Below are 18,511 nucleotides of genomic sequence, written 5' to 3' on the forward strand. Positions count from 1 at the left end.
GGGCCGGGCCCGCGTGCGGGCGCGCAGGCCGTCAGGCCAGCCAGCGGCCCAGCGCTGCTGGGTCAGTGGGAGTCAGGCTGATGGTGTCTGCCGCAGGCCGTGCCAGCTGCGCGGGGGCAGTTTTGCTGCGCGCCTTGGCCGTGGCGGTCGCACCCGCCTTGCCGCCAGCGGTCAAGGGCAATGCCAGGGTCAGCCGCAGCAGGCGCCCGTCCCGGGCCACGATGGCGGTCAAGGCCGTCTCGGTGCCCGCGTAGAACGTGACGTCATCGAGTTTGCTGATGCGCCAGCCTTGTCCTTGCACCTCCAGGCCCAGCCACTCGTCGCCTGCCGCCATGCCCGCCTTTTCGGCGGCGCCGCCGCGCAGTACCGCCTTGATCTGCACGCTGTGGTTCTCTGCCACGCGCAGGCCCAGGCGCTGTGCCAGTTGGGGCGCCTCGGCTTTGAGCGTCACGCCGTGTGCGGCCAGCAGATCGGCCAGCGGAAACTCGGAGGTGCTGTGCACCCATTGCGCCAGCTCCGAGTCGAAGGAGCGGCCCGCCAGTTGTGCCAGCACCGTGCGCAGGTCGGTCTCGGTCATCGGGCCACCTGCTGTGCGGGCCCACAGGGCACGCATCACGGCGTCAAGGGTGGTTTTGCCTTCGCGGCGCAGGGCCAGGTCCAGGCACAGGGCCACCAGCGAGCCTTTGGTGTAGTAGCTCACCGTGGCATTGGGGGTGTTTTCGTCCTGGCGGTAGTACTTGACCCAGGCGTCAAAGCTGGCTTGCGCCACGGTTTGCACAGTCCGTCCAGGGGTCTGCAGCACCTGGTTGATGGTCTTGGTGATGAGCTTGAGATAGGTCGCGTCATCGATCAGCCCGGCGCGGCGCAGCAGCAGGTCGTCGTAGTAGCTGGTGAAGCCTTCGAAGAACCACAACAGCTCGGTGTAGTTCTCCCGGGTGTAGTCGTAGGTGGCGAACTCGGCGGGGCGCAGGCGCTTGACGTTCCAGGTGTGGAAATACTCGTGACTGATGAGCCCCAGCAGTGTGGTGTAGCCCTCACTGGCCCGGGGCTCGCCCTGTCGGGGGAGGTCGCGGCGGCCGCAGATCAGGGCCGTGGAGTTGCGGTGTTCCAACCCGCCGTAGCCGTCGGCCACGGCATTGAGCATGAACAGGTAACTCTTGAACGGAGCTTTGCCCTCCGCGCCATGCCAGAAACGGATGGCGGTCTCACAAATCTTCTGGGTGTCGGCGAGCAGCCGTTTGCCGTCAAAGGAAGGAGCTGCGCCGGCCACCACAAACTGGTGGGGAACACCGCAGGCCTTGAAGCGGCCCACCCAGAACGGGCCCAGTTCCACAGGGCAGTCCACCAGCTCGTCGTAGTCGGCCGCGCCGTACAGGCCAAAGCCCTGCTTGTCAGTGGCCAGGGCCTGGAGCCCCGTCGCAACAGACCATTGCGCAGTGGCGGAGGTGCGGACCATGTCCAGTGTGTGGCGCAGTTTCTCCTGGCCATGCACCTGCAGGCACAGGCTGGTGCCGTTGAAAAAGCCGCGCGTGGCATCCAGCCATGCCGTGCGCACCGAGCTGTCGTAGGCGCAGACGGTATAGGTCAGCTCCAGGGGCTTGCCCGGCGTGCATGCAATTTGCCAGCAGTGTTTGTCGAGCTGGGTCAGCGGAAGCGCTCGTTTGCCCTGCCGTGCGGCCAGTTCTTGCAGGTTTTTCGAGAACTCGCGCACCAGATAGCTGCCAGGTATCCAGACGGGCAGGGACACCTCCTGCACCGCCGCCGGGCGGGCAATCGTCAGCGACACCGTGAACAGGTGCGCATGCAGGTTGGACGGCTCGACGCGGTAGTGAACGTCTGCGGGCTGGGCGGCGCGTGGAGAAGGCATGGGCACTGGCAGGAGGGGCTGGGGCTGAGGTGGTGCGCGTGCGGGTCAGTTCGTGCCCGCGGTCTCGCTGCTGGCTTCTGCCAGGCGTTTTTCCACTTCTTGCGTGCCGATGGCGCCGGGCACGCGGGAACCATTGGCAAAGATCAGCGTCGGCGTACCAGTGATCTTGTGTTTCTTGCCGAACATCAGGTTGCGCTGCAGGGCGCTGGTGTCGCAGCTGGCCGAGGCGACGGGCTTGTCACGCACCATCATGTCCTGCCAGGCACCTGCCTGGTCTTTCGAGCACCAGATGTTGCGCGATTTTTCGGCAGAGTCGGGGCTCAGGATGGGATAAAGGAACAGGTACACCGTGACGTTGTCCACCTTCTGCATGTCGCGTTCGAAGCGCTTGCAGTAACCGCAGTTGGGGTCTTCGAAGACCGCCACCTTGCGCTTGCCGTCGCCACGCACGATGGTGAACGCATCCTTGAGCGGCAGCGCCGAGAAATCAACCGCAGTGAGCTTGGCGATACGGTCTTCCGTCAGATTGCGGCGGGCCTTGGCATCGATCAACTCACCCTGGATCACGTAGTTGCCCTTGGCGTCGGTGTAGAACAGGTCGGTGCCGATGCGCACTTCGAACAGTCCCGCCATGGGCGTGGGCCGGACCTCGTCAATCTTGTCCATCTGGGGGATGCGTTCGGCCAATGCCTTGCGGATGGCGGCCTCCTGCGCGGTCGCGCTCAGGCTCAAGGTCATGGCGGCGATGGCCAGCAGGCTGGTGGTCAGTTTCATGGTGTTCTCGTTCAATCAATACATTTGGTGCACAGGGCTCCGGGGCGCGTTCTCAGCGCATTCCCATGGCCCTGCGGGCCACGAAATCCTTCAGCGGGCCGCTGCTTTCAAAGCCCTTCATGCCCCAGTTGCGCAGCGCCTGCCAGGGGGCTTCCTGGCGGGCAAACAATTGCTGCAGCCCGTCCGTGGCCAAACCCATCGGCAGCAGGGCCGCCTTGCGCTCGCGTTCGTAGCGTCGCAGCAGGCGCTGATCAGCCACGCTGCGCCAGTAGTCGCGCGTGCGCAGCACTTCAGCCAGGGCCTGCACGTCGGCCAGTCCCAGGTTGAGCCCTTGTCCGGCCAGGGGATGCACGTTGTGGGCGGCATCGCCTGCCAGCACCCAGCTGCGGGGGCTGACGCCTGCTGCGGGTGTGCTGCCACACCAGCGGTCGGCTTTGGCCAGCTGCAAAGGCCAGGTGGCACGGTCTGCGCACAGGGTCAGGGTGCCCAGCGCCTGCTGGCTGGCGGTTTGCAGCGCCTGGGTGAACGCCTCGGGCGGCAGGGCCATCAAGGAAGTAACCTGCTCCTGCTGAACGGACCACACAACGGCCACAGAGTTCCCTGCGGGCCCGCCCAAAGGCAAAAAAGCCAGGATGCCATCGGGCAAGAACCATTGGCGCGCCACTTGGCCGTGGGGGTGTTCGCAGCGCACGCGGGTGGCAATGGCATGCTGGGCGTAGGGCGTGATATCAAAACGGGCACCGAACTCTGCCCGCGTGCTGCTGGCACGGCCCTCACAAACCACGGTCAGTGGCGCGGCCACCGGGGCGTCCATCACCTCGACTTGGGGTTGGAAGCGCACGGCCTCGGCAAGGCGGGCCTCAAGGGCGGGCACATCCACGATCCAGGCCAGCGCGTCCACGCCCTGCGGCTCCGCGTCAAACACCACGGCTCCGCCCTGGTCTCCTTGCACCTGCATTTGTCGCACCGCCGTCGCGTGTTCGGCATCCGGCCAGCTGCGCAGGGATTCGAGCAACTGGCGCGAAGCGGTGTTCAAGGCATAGGCCCGCACATCGGCCGCTGCGGTGCTGGAGGGGGCGGGTGCAGGCACCAGGGCCACTTTCAGCCGCTCGCGCGCCAGAAGCAAAGCCAGGGTCTTGCCCACAATCCCGGCACCGCGAATACAGATATCAAAGGTTTGGGCCATGCCAGCCATTGTAGGAGGGCAAAATTGGGGCCCCAGCCCTGTCGCCTAATTCCTGAGGAGTACCCTGGCGTGAGTTTCAACCCCGATTCCGATCTGTCCGGCACCATCGCGCGGCTGTTTGTGTACCCCATCAAATCCTGTGCCGGTATCGAGGTGCAGGAAGCCCTGCTTACGGAGACTGGGCTGGACCTGGACCGTGCCTGGATGGTGGTGGATGCCGACGGCATGTTCCTGACCCAGCGTGCTCTGCCCCGCATGGCGCTGATCCGGCCCCAGCTCAAGAGCGACGAAATGGTGCTGCGGGCACCCGGCATGCTGGCCTTGCATGTGGCGATTGATGCGGTAGAGACCCCGGCCACCGTGACCGTGTGGCGCGATACCGTGCCCGCCTGGGACATGGGGGCCGTCGCCGCTCAGTGGTTCACGGACTTCCTGGGGCAGCCCTGCCGATTGGTGCGGTTTGACCCCGAACACCGGCGTTTGTCCAGCCTGGACTGGACGGGCGGCGTGGAGGTACCCAACCAGTTTGCCGATGGTTTTCCCATCCTGGTGGCCAGCGAGACCTCGATGGAAGAACTCAATGGGCGGCTGGCCGCTGCAGGCCATGCCCCGGTGGGCATCGAGCGCTTTCGACCCAATGTGGTGCTGGCGGGTGTCGATGCCCACGACGAAGACCGGGTGGACCTGGTGCACGTGGATGGCGGTGCGGACGGCGAGATCCACCTGCAGCCAGTCAAGCCCTGTGAACGCTGCCCCATCCCCGACATTGACCCAGCCACGGCGGCATCCAGCCCGGAGGTGGGTGACACCCTGCGCACCTACCGCCAGGACCGGCGCGTGGACGGCGCTATCACCTTTGGCATGAACGCCATCGTGCGCCAGGGGGCGGGCCAGATGCTGCGTGTGGGGCAGCGTGTGGCGGCAGATTTGCGGTTCGAATGACGCGGTAACCCGGGCAGTGGAGAGGGCTGGCTGGCGGCCCCGTAAAATCGGCGGTTTGTCTCCGAATTCCAGAAAGCCCTGCCATGAGCCTCCAATGCGGCATCGTGGGCTTGCCCAATGTGGGCAAGTCCACCCTCTTCAACGCGCTGACCAAGGCCGGCATCGCCGCCGAAAACTACCCCTTCTGCACCATTGAGCCCAATACCGGCGTGGTCGAGGTGCCCGACCCGCGCCTGCAAAAGCTGGCCGAAGTTGTCTCCCCCGAGCGCGTGGTGCCCGCCATCGTCGAATTTGTGGACATTGCCGGCCTCGTGGCCGGTGCATCCAAGGGGGAAGGCCTGGGCAACCAGTTCTTGGCGCACATCCGCGAAACCGATGCGATCGTGAACGTGGTGCGCTGCTTCGAAGACCCGAACGTGATCCACGTGGCGGGCCGCGTGGACCCGATTGCCGACATCGAAGTCATCCAGACCGAGCTGTGCCTTGCCGACCTGGCCACGGTCGAGAAAGCGCTCAACCGCTACAGCAAGGCGGCCAAGTCCGGCAACGACAAGGAAGCCGCCAAGATTGTTTCGCTGCTCACGCCCATCCAGGCGGCGCTCGACCAAGGCAAGCCCGCGCGCAGCATTGCCGTGAGCAAGGAAGACGCTCCGTTGCTCAAGCAGTTCTGCCTGATCACGGCCAAGCCCGCCATGTTCGTGGGCAACGTGGCCGAAGACGGCTTCGAGAACAACCCGCTGCTGGACAAGCTCAAGGCCTATGCCGAAGCCCAGGGCGCGCCCGTGGTGGCCATCTGCGCCAAGATCGAAGCCGAAATGGCCGAGATGGAAGACGAAGACCGTGACATGTTCCTTCAGGAGCTGGGCCTGGAAGAGCCGGGCCTGAACCGCCTGATCCGCGCCGGCTTCAAGCTGCTGGGTCTGCAGACCTACTTCACGGCGGGTGTGAAGGAAGTGCGTGCCTGGACCATCCACGTGGGCGACACGGCACCCCAGGCGGCCGGCGTGATCCACGGCGACTTCGAGCGCGGCTTCATTCGTGCCCAGACTATCGCTTTCGATGACTACATCCACTACAAAGGCGAGCAAGGTGCCAAGGATGCGGGCAAGATGCGTGCCGAAGGCAAGGAGTATGTGGTCAAGGACGGTGATGTACTGAACTTCCTGTTCAACGTCTGACCCACACCTGACCTGCCTGTGGACCTGCGAAGGGGTCCACGGCCCCGTCCCTGTCCGGCTGCTTGGCTGGCAGGGATTTTTTTCGGCCTTCTTTTTCCTCTCCCCCTCTTTTCGCTTTTCTGCTGGTTTGCCCATGAACACCGGAATCCTCTACGCCGCGCTCGCCTATGTTGCTTGGGGCCTGTTTCCCCTTTACTTCCGGCAGGTTGCGGATGTGCCCTCGCTGGAGGTGGTGATGCATCGCACGCTCTGGTCACTGGTGGTGGTGCTGGGGCTCCTTGCCGTGCGCAGGCACTGGGCCTGGATGGCTGAAGTGGTGCGCCAGCCCCGCGTGCTGGGGGCCTTTGCGCTGTCGGCAGTGCTGTTGTCCGGCAACTGGTTGACCTATGTCTGGGCCGTGCAGAACCAGCATGTGGTGGATGCGAGCCTGGGCTATTTCATCCTGCCGCTGGTGAATGTGGCGCTGGGCTTTGTGTTTCTGCACGAGCGCCCGCGCCCGGGCCAGTGGCTGGCCGTGGCGGTGGCGGCGGCTGGGGTTCTCTGGCTCACGGTGCAGGCAGGGCGCCTGCCCTGGATCGCGCTGGTGTTGGCGCTCAGCTTTGGTTTCTACGGCCTGCTGCGCAAGGTGGCGGTGCAGGGGGCGCTCGAAGGGCTGACGCTTGAAACCCTGATGCTTGCGCCCGTGGCTGCCATGGTGCTGGGATGGTGGGCCTGGCAAGGCCAGGGGGCACTGGTCCAGGGCGACGGGGCCACCATTGGCTGGCTGTTGCTGGCCGGGCCCATGACGGCCGTGCCTTTGCTCTTGTTTGCTGCAGGCGCAAGGCTGATCCCGATGTCCACGCTGGGCATCCTGCAGTACATCTCGCCCAGCCTGCAGTTTGCCCTGGGTGTGTGGATTTTTCACGAGGCTTTCGAGCCCGCGCGCCTGGTGGGTTTTGTGCTGATCTGGGGGGCGCTGCTGGTCTACAGCCTGGAAGGGTGGTGGACGCGTCGGCGGGTGCTGGCCGCTTGAGAGTGGTGCGGTGCTACTGGAAAACGCGCAGTTTGTTTGTGTCAGTTCCACGTAAGATCGCGCGCGGCCCAGGGACTGCTCAGTGCAGTGCCTCTGCGCCTGAGCCCGTCGCCATCGGGCCCGCTGTCTTTCGAACAAACCCAGGCCTGTGCCTGCCCCCGCATGTTCTTTGCACGCAAAAACCTGTTCTCGGCGACGGACGCTTTCCCCCTGACGGACGCCGTGCTGGAGTTCGACGACTCGTCGTCTGCGGCCTCCACTGCCGTGCGGCCCGGGCGCCGGGCCCTGGACGGCCTGGGGCCTCGGGGGGACTGGCATGAGCGCAAGAAGTGGTGGGCCGTTGGTGGCTTGATCAGTCTCTACGCCCTGGCCCTGGTGGGCTTCTACGCCCTGGACATGGTGGCTGGCGATGCCCTGGCGGTGTTGGCGGTGATGGTGGTGGTGGGTTTTGTGGCCTTCTGGGCTGTGCTCCGCGCGGACGTGCACCAGAAGATCCGGCTGCGGCACCTCCAGCTGGCCATTGTGTCCGCCGCAACTGGCGGCATGCTGGTGGTTTTTTATCTGGCGCCTGTTACGCAGATTCTGTTCGCGCCCTTCATGTTTGTGGCGGTGGCATATGGCATTTTCACGGTGCCCCGCCGCACGCTGCTGGCCCTGACGGCCGTGGTGCTGGTGGGCTATGCGGTGGTGATCGGGCTGCACCACAGCCACCAGAACAATGCCGCGCTGCTGCGCCTGGAGCTGCTGCACCTGCTGGCACTGGCGGTGTCGGTGCCAGCGTTCATCGTGCTCATGGGGCGTGTGCAGCACCTGTACCGCAGCCTTTACCGGGCGAGCCGCAAGATCAAGAACATCCAGGAGGACGCGCAGCGCGACACGCTGCTGGGCTGCTTCAACCGCCGCTATATCCTGGCCGCCCTGGAGGAGCAGAAGCAGCTGGCCGACGAAAGCGGCATCCCGCTGTGTCTCGCCGTGCTCGACATCGACCATTTCAAGCGCATCAACGACGAGCTGGGCCACCTGGGCGGTGACGAGGTGCTGCGCACCTTTGCACGCATTGCACAGCAGGGGGTGCGGGGCGGCGATCTGTTCGGGCGCTATGGCGGCGAAGAGTTCTTGCTGATCTTTCCGGCGACCTCGCTGCTGCCTGCGCTCAACACCTGCGAGCGGATTCGCGCCCAGGTGGAAACCCATGCCTGGAGCGGCCTGCTCAAGGGCCGCGTGACGGTATCGATTGGCGTGACGCAGTACGTGCTGGGCGAGTCAGTGCTGGAGTTCTTTTCGCGCGCAGACACGGCGATGTACATGGCCAAGGAGGGCGGCCGCAACCAGGTGGTGGTGGAAGAGCCCATCGCCAAGGGGGACTCCCTGCTCTCAGAACACAGCGGTCACGCGTTTTTGTAGCCTGGCCGGGGACGGCACCCCAGCATTGCTACGCCCCCATGTGCCCCGGCATCAGGTACAGCAGCGCAGTGGTCATGACCAGGTAGCGCAGGAACTTGCCCACCGCCATGTAGGCCAGGCAGGGCCAGAAGGGCAGCTTGAGCCAGCCTGCCACGGCGCACAGCGGGTCGCCCACTACCGGCAGCCAGGAGAGCAGGCAGGCGCGGGGGCCAAAACGCTGGAGCCAGTTCAGCGCCCGCAGCTCGGTGGTGTTGCCACGCGCCCGGTCTACGGCCCGGTGTGCGCCCAGACCCATCCACCAGCTCACGCCGCCGCCTAGTGTGTTGCCCACCGTGGCTACCCCGATCGCGGGCCAGAACAGTTCGGGGTTGAGCGTGACAAGGCCAAACACGGCGGGCTCCGAGCCCAGGGGCAGCAGCGTGGCCGAGACAAACGACACGAGAAAGACCGTGCTGAGGCCGAACTGCGGCAGGGCCAGCCATGCGAGCAGTTGGTGCATCCAGATTTCCATGGGGGGAGTGTAGGGCGCGGCTCCTGGCCCATGGGGGCGCTGGGGCGCCGTCCTACAGCGGTCCGCGCCATCTGGGCATGGCTGGTGCTGCAGGGGTTTTGTAAGGTGCACCGTTATCACCCCTGAACCCCGCGACAGGAGGCCCCATGCCCGCCACTTCTGCATCTCACCCGACCCTGCGGCACCCGAACCAGCGTGCGCCGTGGCCCCGCGCGGCCGGCTGCGCAGGGGGTATTGCGGCCTTGTGGCTCGCGGCGTGTGTGCACCAGCCGCAGGCGGCGGTGCCTGCCGCCGGGGCCGTCGGGGCGGGCGGCCCTGCTCTGGCGGCCCGCGCAGGGCCGCAGAGGGCGCTGTGCCGGGACGACTCCGCCACACGCACCGGGATGGAGCGCATTGCCCACGAACTGCAGCCCCAGGGCCTGGCGCTGAAAGCGGCCTGCCAGGCCCCTGGCGGCGGCTGGGTGGTGCAGGTGCTGGTGGTGGATGGCATGAAGGCCCGCCAGGTGGTGCGCGGGCCGCTGGCCGATGGCCAGGCGGTGGACATGGGGACGCCGTCAGGCAGCGTCCAGACCGGAGCGTCGGCCAATGCGCCAGGTTATTCGCCCGATGTGGTGCACAACCGCCAGTGGCTGCACGCCCTCATGGCGCGCCACCAGTTCGACAACTTGCCGGATGCGTGGTGGCATTTTGCGCAGCGCCAGAGCGAATCTGTTCCGGGGCCAAACAGCAGCGCTGATCTCGCGGCCCGCTGAGGCGTTTTGTGCGTTGCCAATGGGGCATCACGCGGGGATAGTCAGTGTTGCTGGAGCATTTCATTTGCTGAAATTTTGAGCAGGTACAATCCCGCCTCCTTTTTCAGCATTCGCTGTCGCCCCCTCCCGCACCCCTCCCATGCAGATCGGCCACATTCCTTTGGCGAACCGGTTGTTCGTCGCCCCGATGGCGGGCGTCACCGATCGGCCGTTTCGCCAGCTGTGCAAGGCGCTGGGCGCGGGCTATGCGGTGAGCGAGATGGTGACCTCGCGCAAGGACCTGTGGAACAGCCTCAAGACCTCGCGCCGGGCCAACCACGAAGGGGAGCCGGGTCCCATTGCCGTGCAGATCGCCGGCACCGAGGCGCTGATGATGGCCGAGGCTGCGGTCTACAACGTGGAACGCGGCGCGCAGATCATCGACATCAACATGGGCTGCCCGGCCAAGAAGGTCTGCAACAAATGGGCGGGCTCTGCGCTGATGCAGAACGAAGCCCTGGCGGTGGAGATTGCCGCTGCCGTGGTGGAGGCCTGCGCGCCTTTCAACGTGCCCGTCACGCTGAAGATGCGCACCGGCTGGTGCCAGGAGCACAAGAACGCCGTTCAACTCGCGCGCCAGTTCGAGGCCGTGGGCATCCAGATGCTCACGGTGCACGGCCGCACACGCGAGCAGGGCTACAAGGGCCATGCGGAGTACAACACCATTGCCGCCGTGAAGGCTGCGGTGAAGGTGCCCGTGGTGGCCAACGGCGACATCACCTCGCCCGAGAAGGCGCGCGATGTGCTGGCCGCCACTGGCGCCGACGCGATCATGATCGGCCGCGCCGCCCAGGGCCGACCGTGGATCTTCCGCGAAGTCGGCCACTTTCTGGCCACGGGCGAACACCTGGCGCCACCGTTGGTGGTCGAGGTGCGGCGCCTGCTGCTGGACCACCTGCACGACCACTACCGCCTGTACGGCGAGCTCACCGGGGTGCGCAGTGCGCGCAAGCACATTGCCTGGTACCTGCGCGCGTTGCCGGGCGGCGAGGCCCTGCGGGCACATATCAACACGATCGAAGACAGCGCCACGCAGTGGCAGGCCGTGGCCGACTACCTGGATGCCCTCGCGCAACAGATGGACCGGCTACCCGCCGCCACCGATGTTGACGCAGACACAGAAGAACAAGAGGGATTGGCTGCATGAGCAAGAAACACATAGAAGAATGCGTGCGCGAAAGCCTGCAAGGCTACTTTCGCGACCTGGGCGGCGAGACGCCCGATGGCATGTACGACATGCTGGTGCGTGTGGTCGAAAAGCCGCTGCTGGAAGTGGTGATGACCCATGCGGACAACAACCAGTCGCGCGCTGCCGAGTGGCTGGGCCTGAACCGCAACACCCTGCGCAAGAAGCTGGTCGAGCACAAGCTGCTCTGACGCTCTCGTGCTGTTTGCTATCTAATTTATAGCTATTGGCCCTTGATGGACAGGCGCAAGGGCCTTTTTTTACTCAAAACCTCCCCACCACCACTGCCATGAACGCACTCCTCTCCGTCTCCGACAAGACCGGCATCGTCGAATTCGCGCAAGCGCTGCACGCACTGGGCATCAAGCTCTTGTCCACTGGCGGCACCGCCAAGCTGCTGGCCGACAAGGGCCTGCCCGTGACCGAAGTGGCCGAGGTCACCCAGTTCCCCGAGATGCTGGACGGCCGCGTGAAGACGCTGCACCCCAAGGTGCACGGCGGCCTGCTGGCCCGCCGCGAGCTGCCCGAACACATGGCCGCCCTCAAGGAACACGGCATCGACACCATCGACCTGCTGGTCGTCAACCTCTACCCCTTTGAAGCCACCGTGGCCAAGGCCGGTTGCACGCTGGCCGACGCGATCGAGAACATCGACATCGGCGGCCCCGCCATGGTGCGTAGCGCTGCCAAGAACTGGAAGGACGTGGGCGTGATTACCTCGGCCGACCAGTACGACGCCGTGCTGGCCGAGCTGAAGGCGGGCGGAAAGCTGTCGGACAAGCTGCGCTTTGCGCTGTCGGTGGCTGCGTTCAACCGCATCGCGCAGTACGACGGTGCGATCAGCGACTACCTCTCATCCGTCACGTTCGAAGAAGAAAAGCTGTCGGAAACCTATGTGCCCACGCGCACTCAGTTCCCTGGCCAGAGCAACGGCATCTTCACCAAGGTGCAGGACCTGCGCTACGGCGAAAACAGCCACCAGCAAGCCGCGCTGTACCGCGACCTGCACCCCGCACCCGGCTCGCTGGTCACTGGCGTGCAGCTGCAGGGCAAGGAGCTGAGCTACAACAACATCGCCGACGCCGACGCGGCCTGGGAATGCGTGAAGAGCTTTGACGCTGCCGCCTGCGTGATCGTCAAGCACGCCAACCCCTGCGGCGTGGCCGTGGGCCTGGACGCGCTGAGCGCCTACAGCAAGGCCTTCCAGACCGACCCCACCAGCGCCTTCGGCGGCATCATCGCCTTCAACCGCGTGGTGGACGGCCAGGCTGCTGCACAGGTCAGCAAGCAGTTTGTCGAAGTGCTGATGGCCCCCGACTTCACCGCCGAGGCGCTGGAGATCTTCAAGGCCAAGGCCAACGTGCGCCTGCTCAAGATCGCGCTGCCCGCCCACGGTGGCAAGACGGACTGGGAACGTGGCCGCAACGCCATGGACGCCAAGCGCATCGGCTCGGGCCTGTTGCTGCAGACGGCCGATAACCACGAGCTGTCGCTCATCGACCTCAAGGTCGTGACGAAGAAGCAGCCCACGCTGGAAGAAATGGAAGACCTGCTGTTCGCCTGGAAGGTCGCCAAGTACGTCAAGAGCAACGCCATCGTCTTCTGCAAGGGCGGCATGACCATGGGTGTGGGCGCCGGCCAGATGAGCCGCCTGGACTCGGCCCGCATCGCCAGCATCAAGGCGGGCCACGCAGGCCTGACCCTGCAAGGCACGGTGGTGGCGAGCGATGCGTTCTTCCCCTTCCGCGATGGTCTGGATGTGGTGGTGGACGCGGGCGCCACCTGCGTGATCCAGCCCGGTGGCTCGATGCGCGACAACGAAGTCATCGACGCCGCCAACGAGCGTGGCGTGGCGATGGTCTTCAGCGGCGTGCGCCACTTCCGTCATTGATCCCACCGGAGGCGGTCACCCAACAAAAAGCGGCTTCCTTGGAAGCCGCTTTTTTATGTCTGTTGCCAGACGGAGGCGAGGTTCAGGCGCCGAAGTTCATCGGCAGCCCCACGTAGTTCTCTGCCAGCGACACCGAGGCTGCGCGCGAGTGCACCAGGTAGTCCAGCTCGGCCTCCTGGATCTTCTGGCCGAACTCGCCCGTCTCTGGAAAGCGGTGCATCAACGAGGTGAACCACCACGAGAAGCGCTCGGCACGCCACACGCGGCGCAGGCAGCGGTCGGAGTAGGTGTCGATGCCGACCGAGGACTTCTCTTTGTAGAACTCGGTGAGCGCAGTCCACAGATAACCCACGTCGCTGGCTGCCAGGTTGAGGCCCTTGGCGCCGGTGGGCGGCACGATGTGCGCCGCGTCGCCCGCCAGGAACATGCGGCCAAACCGCATGGGCTCGGCCACAAAGCTGCGCAGCGGGGCAATGCTCATCTCCAGCGCGGGGCCGGTGACCAGGTTGGCGCGTGCCTCGGGGTCCAGGCGGTTGCCCAGCTCGGCCCAGAACTGGTCGATGGTCCAGTTCTCGATCTTGTCGGTGTCGGGCACCTGCACGTAGTAGCGGCTGCGCGTGGCGCTGCGCATGCTGCACAGCGCAAAGCCGCGCTCGGTGTTGGCGTAGATCAGTTCGTGCGACACGGGCGGCACATCGGCCAGCACGCCCAGCCAGCCAAACGGGTACACGCGTTCGTAGGTCTTGAGCAAATCCGCTGGGGCGCTGGCGCGGCACACGCCGTGGTAGCCGTCGCAGCCTGCGATGAAGTCGCAGTCCACGGTGTGGGTCTGGCCGTCTTTTTCGTAGGTCACGCGCGGGTGCTGGCCGTTGAAGTCGTGCACGCTGACGTTGTGGGCCTCGTACACCGTGGTCAGCCCTTCGGCTGCACGCGCATCCATCAGGTCGCGGGTCACTTCGGTCTGGCCATACACCGTCACGCGGCTGCCGCCGGTCAGGTCGTGCAGGTTGATGCGGTGGCGCTGGCCTTTGAACAGCAGCTCGATGCCGTCATGGGGCAGGCCCTCGGCATGGGCGCGGGCACCCACGCCGGCCTGGTCCAGCAGGTCCATGCTGACCTGCTCCAGCACGCCTGCGCGGATGCGGCCCAGCACGTAGTCGGGGCTGCGCTGTTCGATGATGACGGCGTCGATACCGGATTTGTAGAGCAACTGGCCGAGCAGCAGGCCGGCAGGGCCTGCGCCAATGATGGCAACCTGGGTACGCATGGGGCAATCTCGCAAAGGTGGTGGCGTTGGGGGATGGGCCCAGCGCCAAGCCTTAGGGCAGATGCTGCGCTGGGGATGGGACCAAGCGTAGGTTGATCTGCATCAAAAGAGGATGCCTGGGTTGCGTTTGCGCGCGATAGGTAGATGCTTTGTGCGATCATCGCGCAGGCATGCATGATCCGGGTCAAGAAGGCTGCGTGCGCCCCGGCACGGTGGCTGCCATGGCTGGGCTTTTGTCTGTGCCTTTGTTTGGGCTTGCATCTGGCCACCGGTTCTTTTGTTGCACCGTTTTTCACCACACCATGACCAGCATCTCCATCGCCAAGGCCGATTTGATTGAAGGCATGGCCAAGGGCATGGCCGTGCTGGAGAGTTTTGACACCGAGCGCCAGCGCCTGAATGCCACGCTGGCCGCGCAGCGCACGGGCCTCACGCGGGCGGCGGCGCGGCGGCATTTGCTCACGCTCGCGCACCTGGGGTATCTGGAGACGGACGGCAGCTACTTCTGGCTGGCGCCCAAGGTGCTGCGCTTCTCGGGCAGCTATCTGGCGTCAGCCCGCCTGCCGCGCGTGCTGCAGCCCACACTAAACCGGTTGGCGGCGCAGACGCAGCAGTCGTTTTCGGCCGTCGTGCTGGATGGCAGCGAAGTGGTGATCGTGGCGCGCAGCGGGGTGTATGGCGCGCCGTCGCGTGTGCTGGCGTATGGCCTGCACCTGGGGGCGCGGCTGCCTGCGCACCCCACGTCCACGGGGCGGGTGCTGCTGGCGGGGCTGCCACCGGTGGAACTCACGCAGTGGCTCAAGGGCCACACGCTGCACCGCCTCACGCCCCACACCATCACCCAGGTCGGGCCGCTGCGGCAGGTGATTGCCAAGGCGCGGCGCGATGACTATTGCCTGGCGGTGGAAGAGCATGAGCTGGGCGTGCACGCGCTGGCCGTGCCGCTGCGCAACCTGCAGGGCGACACCGTGGCAGCGCTCAATGTGGTGGCGTCGCCCAAGCAGATCGATGAGGGCAGCCTGCAGCGCGACATGTTGCCGCTGCTGCAGGAGGCAGCGCGCGAGTTGCGCGGACTGTTGTAGCCGCCCTGCCGCCAGAAATATGAAGAAAAAATGCCGCTACCGCGCTATAGATAAGCGCTGATAGCTACTATTTTTATAGTGTCTTGAAGACTTCGCGTGCAGCCGCCACGGTGGCGTCGATGTCGGCGGCGGTGTGGGCGGCGCTCACAAAACCGGCCTCGTACAAGGCGGGCGCAATGTAGACGCCCCGGTCCAGCAGGCCGTGGAACAGCTGGTTGAAGCGCGCGCTGTCGGTCTTGAGCACCTGGGCATAGTTTTGCGGCAGCTCGGGCAGCAAGAAGAAGCCGAACATGCCGCCTTCGCAATCACTGCTGAAGGGTACGCCTTCAGCGGCTGCGGCGGCCGCAAGGCCATCGACCAGCAAGCGGGTGCGGGCCGAGAGTGCATCAAAGAAGCCGGGCTTCTTGATCTCGCGCAGCGTGGCCAGGCCACAGGCGGTGGCGACCGGGTTGCCCGAGAGCGTGCCCGCCTGGTAGACGCCACCCAGGGGCGCCAAGTGTTCCATGATGGCGCGCGGGCCACCAAACGCCGCCAAAGGCATGCCACCGCCAATCACCTTGCCGAGCACCGTGAGATCCGGCTTGAAGCCCGGGATGCTTTTGGCATACACGCTTTGCGCACTGCCCAGTGCCACGCGGAAGCCCGTCATCACTTCATCCAGCACCAACAGCGCGCCGTATTCGGTGCACAGCTCGCGGCAGCGCTTCATGAACGGCACGCTGGCGCGCACCAAGTTCATGTTGCCCGCGATGGGTTCGATCATCACGCAAGCCAGCTCCTTGCCGTGCAGGGCAAAGGCTTCTTCGAGCTGGGCGACGTTGTTGTATTCGAGCACGATGGTGTGCTGCACCACTTCGGGCGGCACCCCGGCGCTGGTGGCGTTGCCAAACGTGGCCAGGCCCGAGCCGGCCTTGACCAGCAGCGAGTCGGCATGGCCGTGGTAGCAGCCCTCGAACTTGATGAACTTGCTGCGGCCGGTGGCGCCACGGGCCAGGCGGATGGCGCTCATGCCAGCCTCGGTGCCCGAGCTGACGAGGCGGATCATCTCCATGGAGGGGACCAGGCTCAGGATTTCTTCGGCCAGCTCGACCTCGCGCTCGGTGGGGGCGCCGAAGCTGAAGCCTTCCAGCGCGGCGCTCTGCACGGCTTCGAGCACGGCAGGGTGGCCGTGGCCCAGGATCATCGGGCCCCAGGAGCCGATGTAATCAATGAAGCGCTGGTCGTTGGCGTCCCAGAAGTAGGCGCCTTGCGCACGCTTCACAAAGCGGGGCGTTCCGCCCACGGCCTTGAAGGCCCGCACGGGCGAGTTCACGCCGCCGGGGATCAGCGCCTTGGCGCGTTCGAACAGGGGGATATTGCGATCAGTGTTTGGTGTCATGGGGGGGCATCACAAAGCCTTCAAGGGCCTGTGCTTCGTCAATCGGGGTCTCTTCGTCGTCGTCGTCAGTGCCGGTTTCTTCGTCATCTGGCTGGGCCCAGAACATGCGGTCGGGCACGATGTGGCCCATGCCGGGGCGAAAGCCCGCGTCCAGGCAGCGGTCCAGGTAGCTCAGTGCCTCGCTGGTGGCCTCGCCCAGATCGTTGCCCGCCGCCACCAGGGCGGTGAGCGCGGCCGAGAGCGTGTCGCCTGCGCCTGCGAAGGTGGCGTCAAACAGCTCGAACTTGCCGCTGCCCAGCACCGTCTGTGGGGATGCGAGCACGTTCTCGACGAACTGCTCGGGCAGGGGGATGCCGGTGACCAGGGTGTAGGGCACGCCCATCTCGGAGGCTGCGCGGGCAATGTCGCGGGCGGTGGGGTTGCGCTCGCCGCTCCAGTCCGGCAGCAGCCAGCGCCACAGGGTGCTGTGGTTTCCAACCAACACTGAGGTCTGCGGCAACAACAATTCGCGGAAGGCGTCCAGGTACTCGTCGATCAACTCGTCACGCCACCAGGAAAGGTTGGGCATGTACGCTATCACTGGGACTTCGTCATAGTCTGTAGTTATCTCGGCGATGGTGCTGATGTTCTCCGGACTGCCCACGAAGCCAACCTTGATGGCCTGGACCGGCAGGTCCTCCAGCACGGCCCGGGCCTGCTCGGCCACGGCCTCGTCGTCAAAGCCGAAGTGGTCAAAAATCTCAGCGGTGTCGCGGGCGTAGGCGCCTGTGACCACGGCAATCGGGTGTCCGCCGACGGATGCAATGGTGGTGATATCGGCGGTCAGGCCGCCTGCGCCGCTGGGGTCGCTGGCATTGAAGACAAGCACACATGCAGGGCTTGCTTCCTCCGAACCGTCATCTTCGATCTCTGTGATTTCTGAGGGGGGAGGGGACGCTTTGATGGTCATGGACCAGATCCTGCTTGAGGGGTGGCACCGAAGCCGCAGCCCCTGGAGATGACTAGATACAATCGTTGCATTCTATGTGAAGGCCCTTTAAGCTGTGACCGACTCTAAAACTTGGATGTGTTTGATTTGCGGCTGGATTTATGACGAGGCAGAGGGCTCCCCTGAGCACGGCATTGCACCCAATACGCCCTGGGATCAGGTCCCCATGAATTGGACCTGCCCTGAATGTGGCGCCCGCAAGGAAGATTTCGAGATGGTTCAGATCTGAGGCGCCCAGCACCACTTGCTGCGGCGTTGTTTATTTTCTCCATCGGGAGCAGTGACAATTGACTACAACAGGCGCATCTTTCAAAGTGCTCGTGGTGGATGACAGCAACACCATCCGTCGAAGCGCCGAGATTTTTCTCAAGCAGGGGGGGCACGAAGTCTTGTTGGCCGACGACGGCTTTGATGCTTTGGCCAAAGTCAATGATTATCAGCCTCAGCTGATTTTCTGCGACATCCTCATGCCCAAGCTCGACGGGTACCAGACCTGCGCCATCATCAAGCGCAATGCCCGTTTTGCAGATACTCCGGTAGTGATGCTGTCCTCCAAGGATGGCGTGTTCGACAAGGCGCGTGGGCGCATGGTCGGCTGCCAGGAATATCTCACCAAGCCATTTACCAAAGACCAGCTGTTGCAAGCAGTTCAACAGTTTGGCAATTCCCAACAAGGAGCCATGTAATGCCCATTCAGAAAGTATTGGTCGTCGACGACTCGAAGACCGAGTTGATGTTTTTGACGGACCTGCTTCAGAAAAAAGGCATGCAAGTCCGTACTGCAGAAAATGCCGACGAAGCATTCCGCCGCCTCGCTGAAGAAAAACCCGACCTGATTTTGATGGACGTGGTGATGCCTGGCCAAAACGGTTTTCAGCTCACGCGTGCCATTACCCGTGATCCGCTGTATGCCGATGTGCCGATCATCATGTGCACCAGCAAGAACCAGGAAACGGATCGTGTCTGGGGCATGCGTCAGGGTGCGCGCGGCTATATCACCAAGCCGGTGGACCCCGCCGAATTGCAGGCCAAAATTGACGCTCTGAACTAAGGC

Annotated in this window: 19 protein-coding genes; 12 read left to right on the forward strand and 7 right to left on the reverse strand. The window is 64.8% G+C overall.

What is annotated here, in order from left to right; genetic code table 11:
• Positions 1-31: 31 nt before the first annotated feature.
• From AvAM_RS03870 to AvAM_RS03880, 3 genes are read right to left on the reverse strand one after another with little or no spacing between them, the layout of a single operon-like run.
• On the reverse strand, positions 32-1,867 hold the full coding sequence (locus AvAM_RS03870; protein ID WP_137745849.1) for a M61 family metallopeptidase: 1,836 nt from the start codon (positions 1,865-1,867) through the stop codon (positions 32-34).
• Between the two features lie 45 nt (positions 1,868-1,912).
• Positions 1,913-2,641, reverse strand: coding sequence for a DsbC family protein (locus AvAM_RS03875; RefSeq protein ID WP_137745850.1), 729 nt, complete (start codon positions 2,639-2,641; stop codon positions 1,913-1,915).
• Positions 2,642-2,693: 52 nt separating this feature from the next.
• A complete protein-coding gene (locus tag AvAM_RS03880; protein ID WP_137745851.1) occupies positions 2,694-3,827 on the reverse strand; it encodes an FAD-dependent monooxygenase in 1,134 nt (377 codons plus the stop codon).
• A 69-nt stretch (positions 3,828-3,896) separates the two neighbouring features.
• Here AvAM_RS03880 and AvAM_RS03885 point away from each other — a divergent pair, with 69 nt between their 5' ends.
• From AvAM_RS03885 to AvAM_RS03900, 4 genes are all read left to right on the forward strand, one after another.
• A complete protein-coding gene (locus AvAM_RS03885) occupies positions 3,897-4,769 on the forward strand; it encodes an MOSC domain-containing protein (RefSeq protein ID WP_137745852.1) in 873 nt (290 codons plus the stop codon).
• Positions 4,770-4,852: 83 nt separating this feature from the next.
• Positions 4,853-5,947, forward strand: coding sequence for a redox-regulated ATPase YchF (gene ychF, locus AvAM_RS03890; RefSeq protein ID WP_137745853.1), 1,095 nt, complete (start codon positions 4,853-4,855; stop codon positions 5,945-5,947).
• Positions 5,948-6,080: 133 nt separating this feature from the next.
• Positions 6,081-6,959 carry an EamA family transporter RarD gene (gene rarD, locus AvAM_RS03895; RefSeq protein WP_137745854.1) on the forward strand — a complete coding sequence of 293 codons (879 nt, stop codon included), beginning with the start codon at positions 6,081-6,083 and terminating at the stop codon, positions 6,957-6,959.
• A gap of 162 nt (positions 6,960-7,121) precedes the next feature.
• On the forward strand, positions 7,122-8,363 hold the full coding sequence (locus tag AvAM_RS03900) for a diguanylate cyclase (RefSeq protein WP_137745855.1): 1,242 nt from the start codon (positions 7,122-7,124) through the stop codon (positions 8,361-8,363).
• 28 nt (positions 8,364-8,391) lie between these two features.
• Here AvAM_RS03900 and AvAM_RS03905 read toward each other — a convergent pair whose 3' ends face one another.
• Positions 8,392-8,862: a YqaA family protein gene (locus tag AvAM_RS03905; protein WP_171012129.1), complete on the reverse strand. Its 471-nt coding sequence runs from the start codon at positions 8,860-8,862 to the stop codon at positions 8,392-8,394.
• A gap of 158 nt (positions 8,863-9,020) precedes the next feature.
• Here AvAM_RS03905 and AvAM_RS03910 point away from each other — a divergent pair, with 158 nt between their 5' ends.
• From AvAM_RS03910 to purH, 4 genes are all read left to right on the forward strand, one after another.
• On the forward strand, positions 9,021-9,626 hold the full coding sequence (locus AvAM_RS03910) for a M15 family metallopeptidase (protein ID WP_137745857.1): 606 nt from the start codon (positions 9,021-9,023) through the stop codon (positions 9,624-9,626).
• A gap of 139 nt (positions 9,627-9,765) precedes the next feature.
• A complete protein-coding gene (gene dusB, locus AvAM_RS03915) occupies positions 9,766-10,812 on the forward strand; it encodes a tRNA dihydrouridine synthase DusB (protein WP_137745858.1) in 1,047 nt (348 codons plus the stop codon).
• Positions 10,809-11,042 carry a Fis family transcriptional regulator gene (locus AvAM_RS03920; protein WP_063458953.1) on the forward strand — a complete coding sequence of 78 codons (234 nt, stop codon included), beginning with the start codon at positions 10,809-10,811 and terminating at the stop codon, positions 11,040-11,042. Before dusB ends, AvAM_RS03920 begins: the two co-directional genes overlap by 4 nt.
• A 98-nt stretch (positions 11,043-11,140) precedes the next feature.
• A complete protein-coding gene (gene purH / locus AvAM_RS03925) occupies positions 11,141-12,742 on the forward strand; it encodes a bifunctional phosphoribosylaminoimidazolecarboxamide formyltransferase/IMP cyclohydrolase (RefSeq protein WP_137745859.1) in 1,602 nt (533 codons plus the stop codon).
• 82 nt (positions 12,743-12,824) lie between these two features.
• Here purH and pobA read toward each other — a convergent pair whose 3' ends face one another.
• Positions 12,825-14,009 (reverse strand): 4-hydroxybenzoate 3-monooxygenase, encoded by a 1,185-nt coding sequence (gene pobA, locus AvAM_RS03930; protein WP_137745860.1) that lies wholly within the window; start codon positions 14,007-14,009, stop codon positions 12,825-12,827.
• A 302-nt stretch (positions 14,010-14,311) separates the two neighbouring features.
• Between pobA and AvAM_RS03935 the strand changes: the two genes are divergently transcribed.
• Positions 14,312-15,091, forward strand: a complete 780-nt coding sequence (locus AvAM_RS03935; RefSeq protein ID WP_137745861.1) for an IclR family transcriptional regulator C-terminal domain-containing protein — start codon at positions 14,312-14,314, stop codon at positions 15,089-15,091.
• Between the two features lie 73 nt (positions 15,092-15,164).
• Here AvAM_RS03935 and hemL read toward each other — a convergent pair whose 3' ends face one another.
• The gene (gene hemL / locus AvAM_RS03940) at positions 15,165-16,469 is read right to left on the reverse strand and encodes a glutamate-1-semialdehyde 2,1-aminomutase (RefSeq protein ID WP_137745862.1); all 1,305 of its coding nucleotides are present in this window, start codon (positions 16,467-16,469) and stop codon (positions 15,165-15,167) included.
• A complete protein-coding gene (locus tag AvAM_RS03945; protein ID WP_137745863.1) occupies positions 16,453-17,418 on the reverse strand; it encodes a bifunctional hydroxymethylpyrimidine kinase/phosphomethylpyrimidine kinase in 966 nt (321 codons plus the stop codon). Before AvAM_RS03945 ends, hemL begins: the two co-directional genes overlap by 17 nt.
• A gap of 94 nt (positions 17,419-17,512) precedes the next feature.
• Between AvAM_RS03945 and AvAM_RS03950 the strand changes: the two genes are divergently transcribed.
• The 3 genes from AvAM_RS03950 to AvAM_RS03960 are packed head-to-tail and all read left to right on the forward strand — an operon-like array spanning position 17,513 to position 18,508.
• The gene (locus AvAM_RS03950; RefSeq protein ID WP_082836248.1) at positions 17,513-17,686 is read left to right on the forward strand and encodes a rubredoxin; all 174 of its coding nucleotides are present in this window, start codon (positions 17,513-17,515) and stop codon (positions 17,684-17,686) included.
• 58 nt (positions 17,687-17,744) lie between these two features.
• Entirely contained in the window at positions 17,745-18,143 is a 399-nt protein-coding gene (locus tag AvAM_RS03955) for a PleD family two-component system response regulator (RefSeq protein ID WP_005796099.1), read from the forward strand.
• Positions 18,143-18,508, forward strand: coding sequence for a PleD family two-component system response regulator (locus AvAM_RS03960; protein ID WP_010459520.1), 366 nt, complete (start codon positions 18,143-18,145; stop codon positions 18,506-18,508). The genes AvAM_RS03955 and AvAM_RS03960 overlap by 1 nt, the downstream gene beginning before the upstream one ends.
• Positions 18,509-18,511: the final 3 nt, after the last annotated feature.

The organism is Acidovorax sp. NB1, from assembly GCF_005405905.1.
Taxonomy (GTDB): domain Bacteria; phylum Pseudomonadota; class Gammaproteobacteria; order Burkholderiales; family Burkholderiaceae_C; genus Acidovorax.

Bases quoted from the DNA above. Each gene is read 5' to 3' on its own strand.
- AvAM_RS03870 (WP_137745849.1), bottom strand. From the start codon at position 1,867: ATGCCTTCTCCACGCGCCGCCCAGCCCGCAGACGTTCACTACCGCGTC.
- AvAM_RS03875 (WP_137745850.1), bottom strand. From the start codon at position 2,641: ATGAAACTGACCACCAGCCTGCTGGCCATCGCCGCCATGACCTTGAGC.
- AvAM_RS03880 (WP_137745851.1), bottom strand. From the start codon at position 3,827: ATGGCCCAAACCTTTGATATCTGTATTCGCGGTGCCGGGATTGTGGGC.
- ychF (WP_137745853.1), top strand. From the start codon at position 4,853: ATGAGCCTCCAATGCGGCATCGTGGGCTTGCCCAATGTGGGCAAGTCC.
- rarD (WP_137745854.1), top strand. From the start codon at position 6,081: ATGAACACCGGAATCCTCTACGCCGCGCTCGCCTATGTTGCTTGGGGC.
- AvAM_RS03900 (WP_137745855.1), top strand. From the start codon at position 7,122: ATGTTCTTTGCACGCAAAAACCTGTTCTCGGCGACGGACGCTTTCCCC.
- AvAM_RS03905 (WP_171012129.1), bottom strand. From the start codon at position 8,862: ATGCACCAACTGCTCGCATGGCTGGCCCTGCCGCAGTTCGGCCTCAGC.
- AvAM_RS03910 (WP_137745857.1), top strand. From the start codon at position 9,021: ATGCCCGCCACTTCTGCATCTCACCCGACCCTGCGGCACCCGAACCAG.
- dusB (WP_137745858.1), top strand. From the start codon at position 9,766: ATGCAGATCGGCCACATTCCTTTGGCGAACCGGTTGTTCGTCGCCCCG.
- AvAM_RS03920 (WP_063458953.1), top strand. From the start codon at position 10,809: ATGAGCAAGAAACACATAGAAGAATGCGTGCGCGAAAGCCTGCAAGGC.
- purH (WP_137745859.1), top strand. From the start codon at position 11,141: ATGAACGCACTCCTCTCCGTCTCCGACAAGACCGGCATCGTCGAATTC.
- pobA (WP_137745860.1), bottom strand. From the start codon at position 14,009: ATGCGTACCCAGGTTGCCATCATTGGCGCAGGCCCTGCCGGCCTGCTG.
- AvAM_RS03935 (WP_137745861.1), top strand. From the start codon at position 14,312: ATGACCAGCATCTCCATCGCCAAGGCCGATTTGATTGAAGGCATGGCC.
- hemL (WP_137745862.1), bottom strand. From the start codon at position 16,469: ATGACACCAAACACTGATCGCAATATCCCCCTGTTCGAACGCGCCAAG.
- AvAM_RS03945 (WP_137745863.1), bottom strand. From the start codon at position 17,418: ATGACCATCAAAGCGTCCCCTCCCCCCTCAGAAATCACAGAGATCGAA.
- AvAM_RS03960 (WP_010459520.1), top strand. From the start codon at position 18,143: ATGCCCATTCAGAAAGTATTGGTCGTCGACGACTCGAAGACCGAGTTG.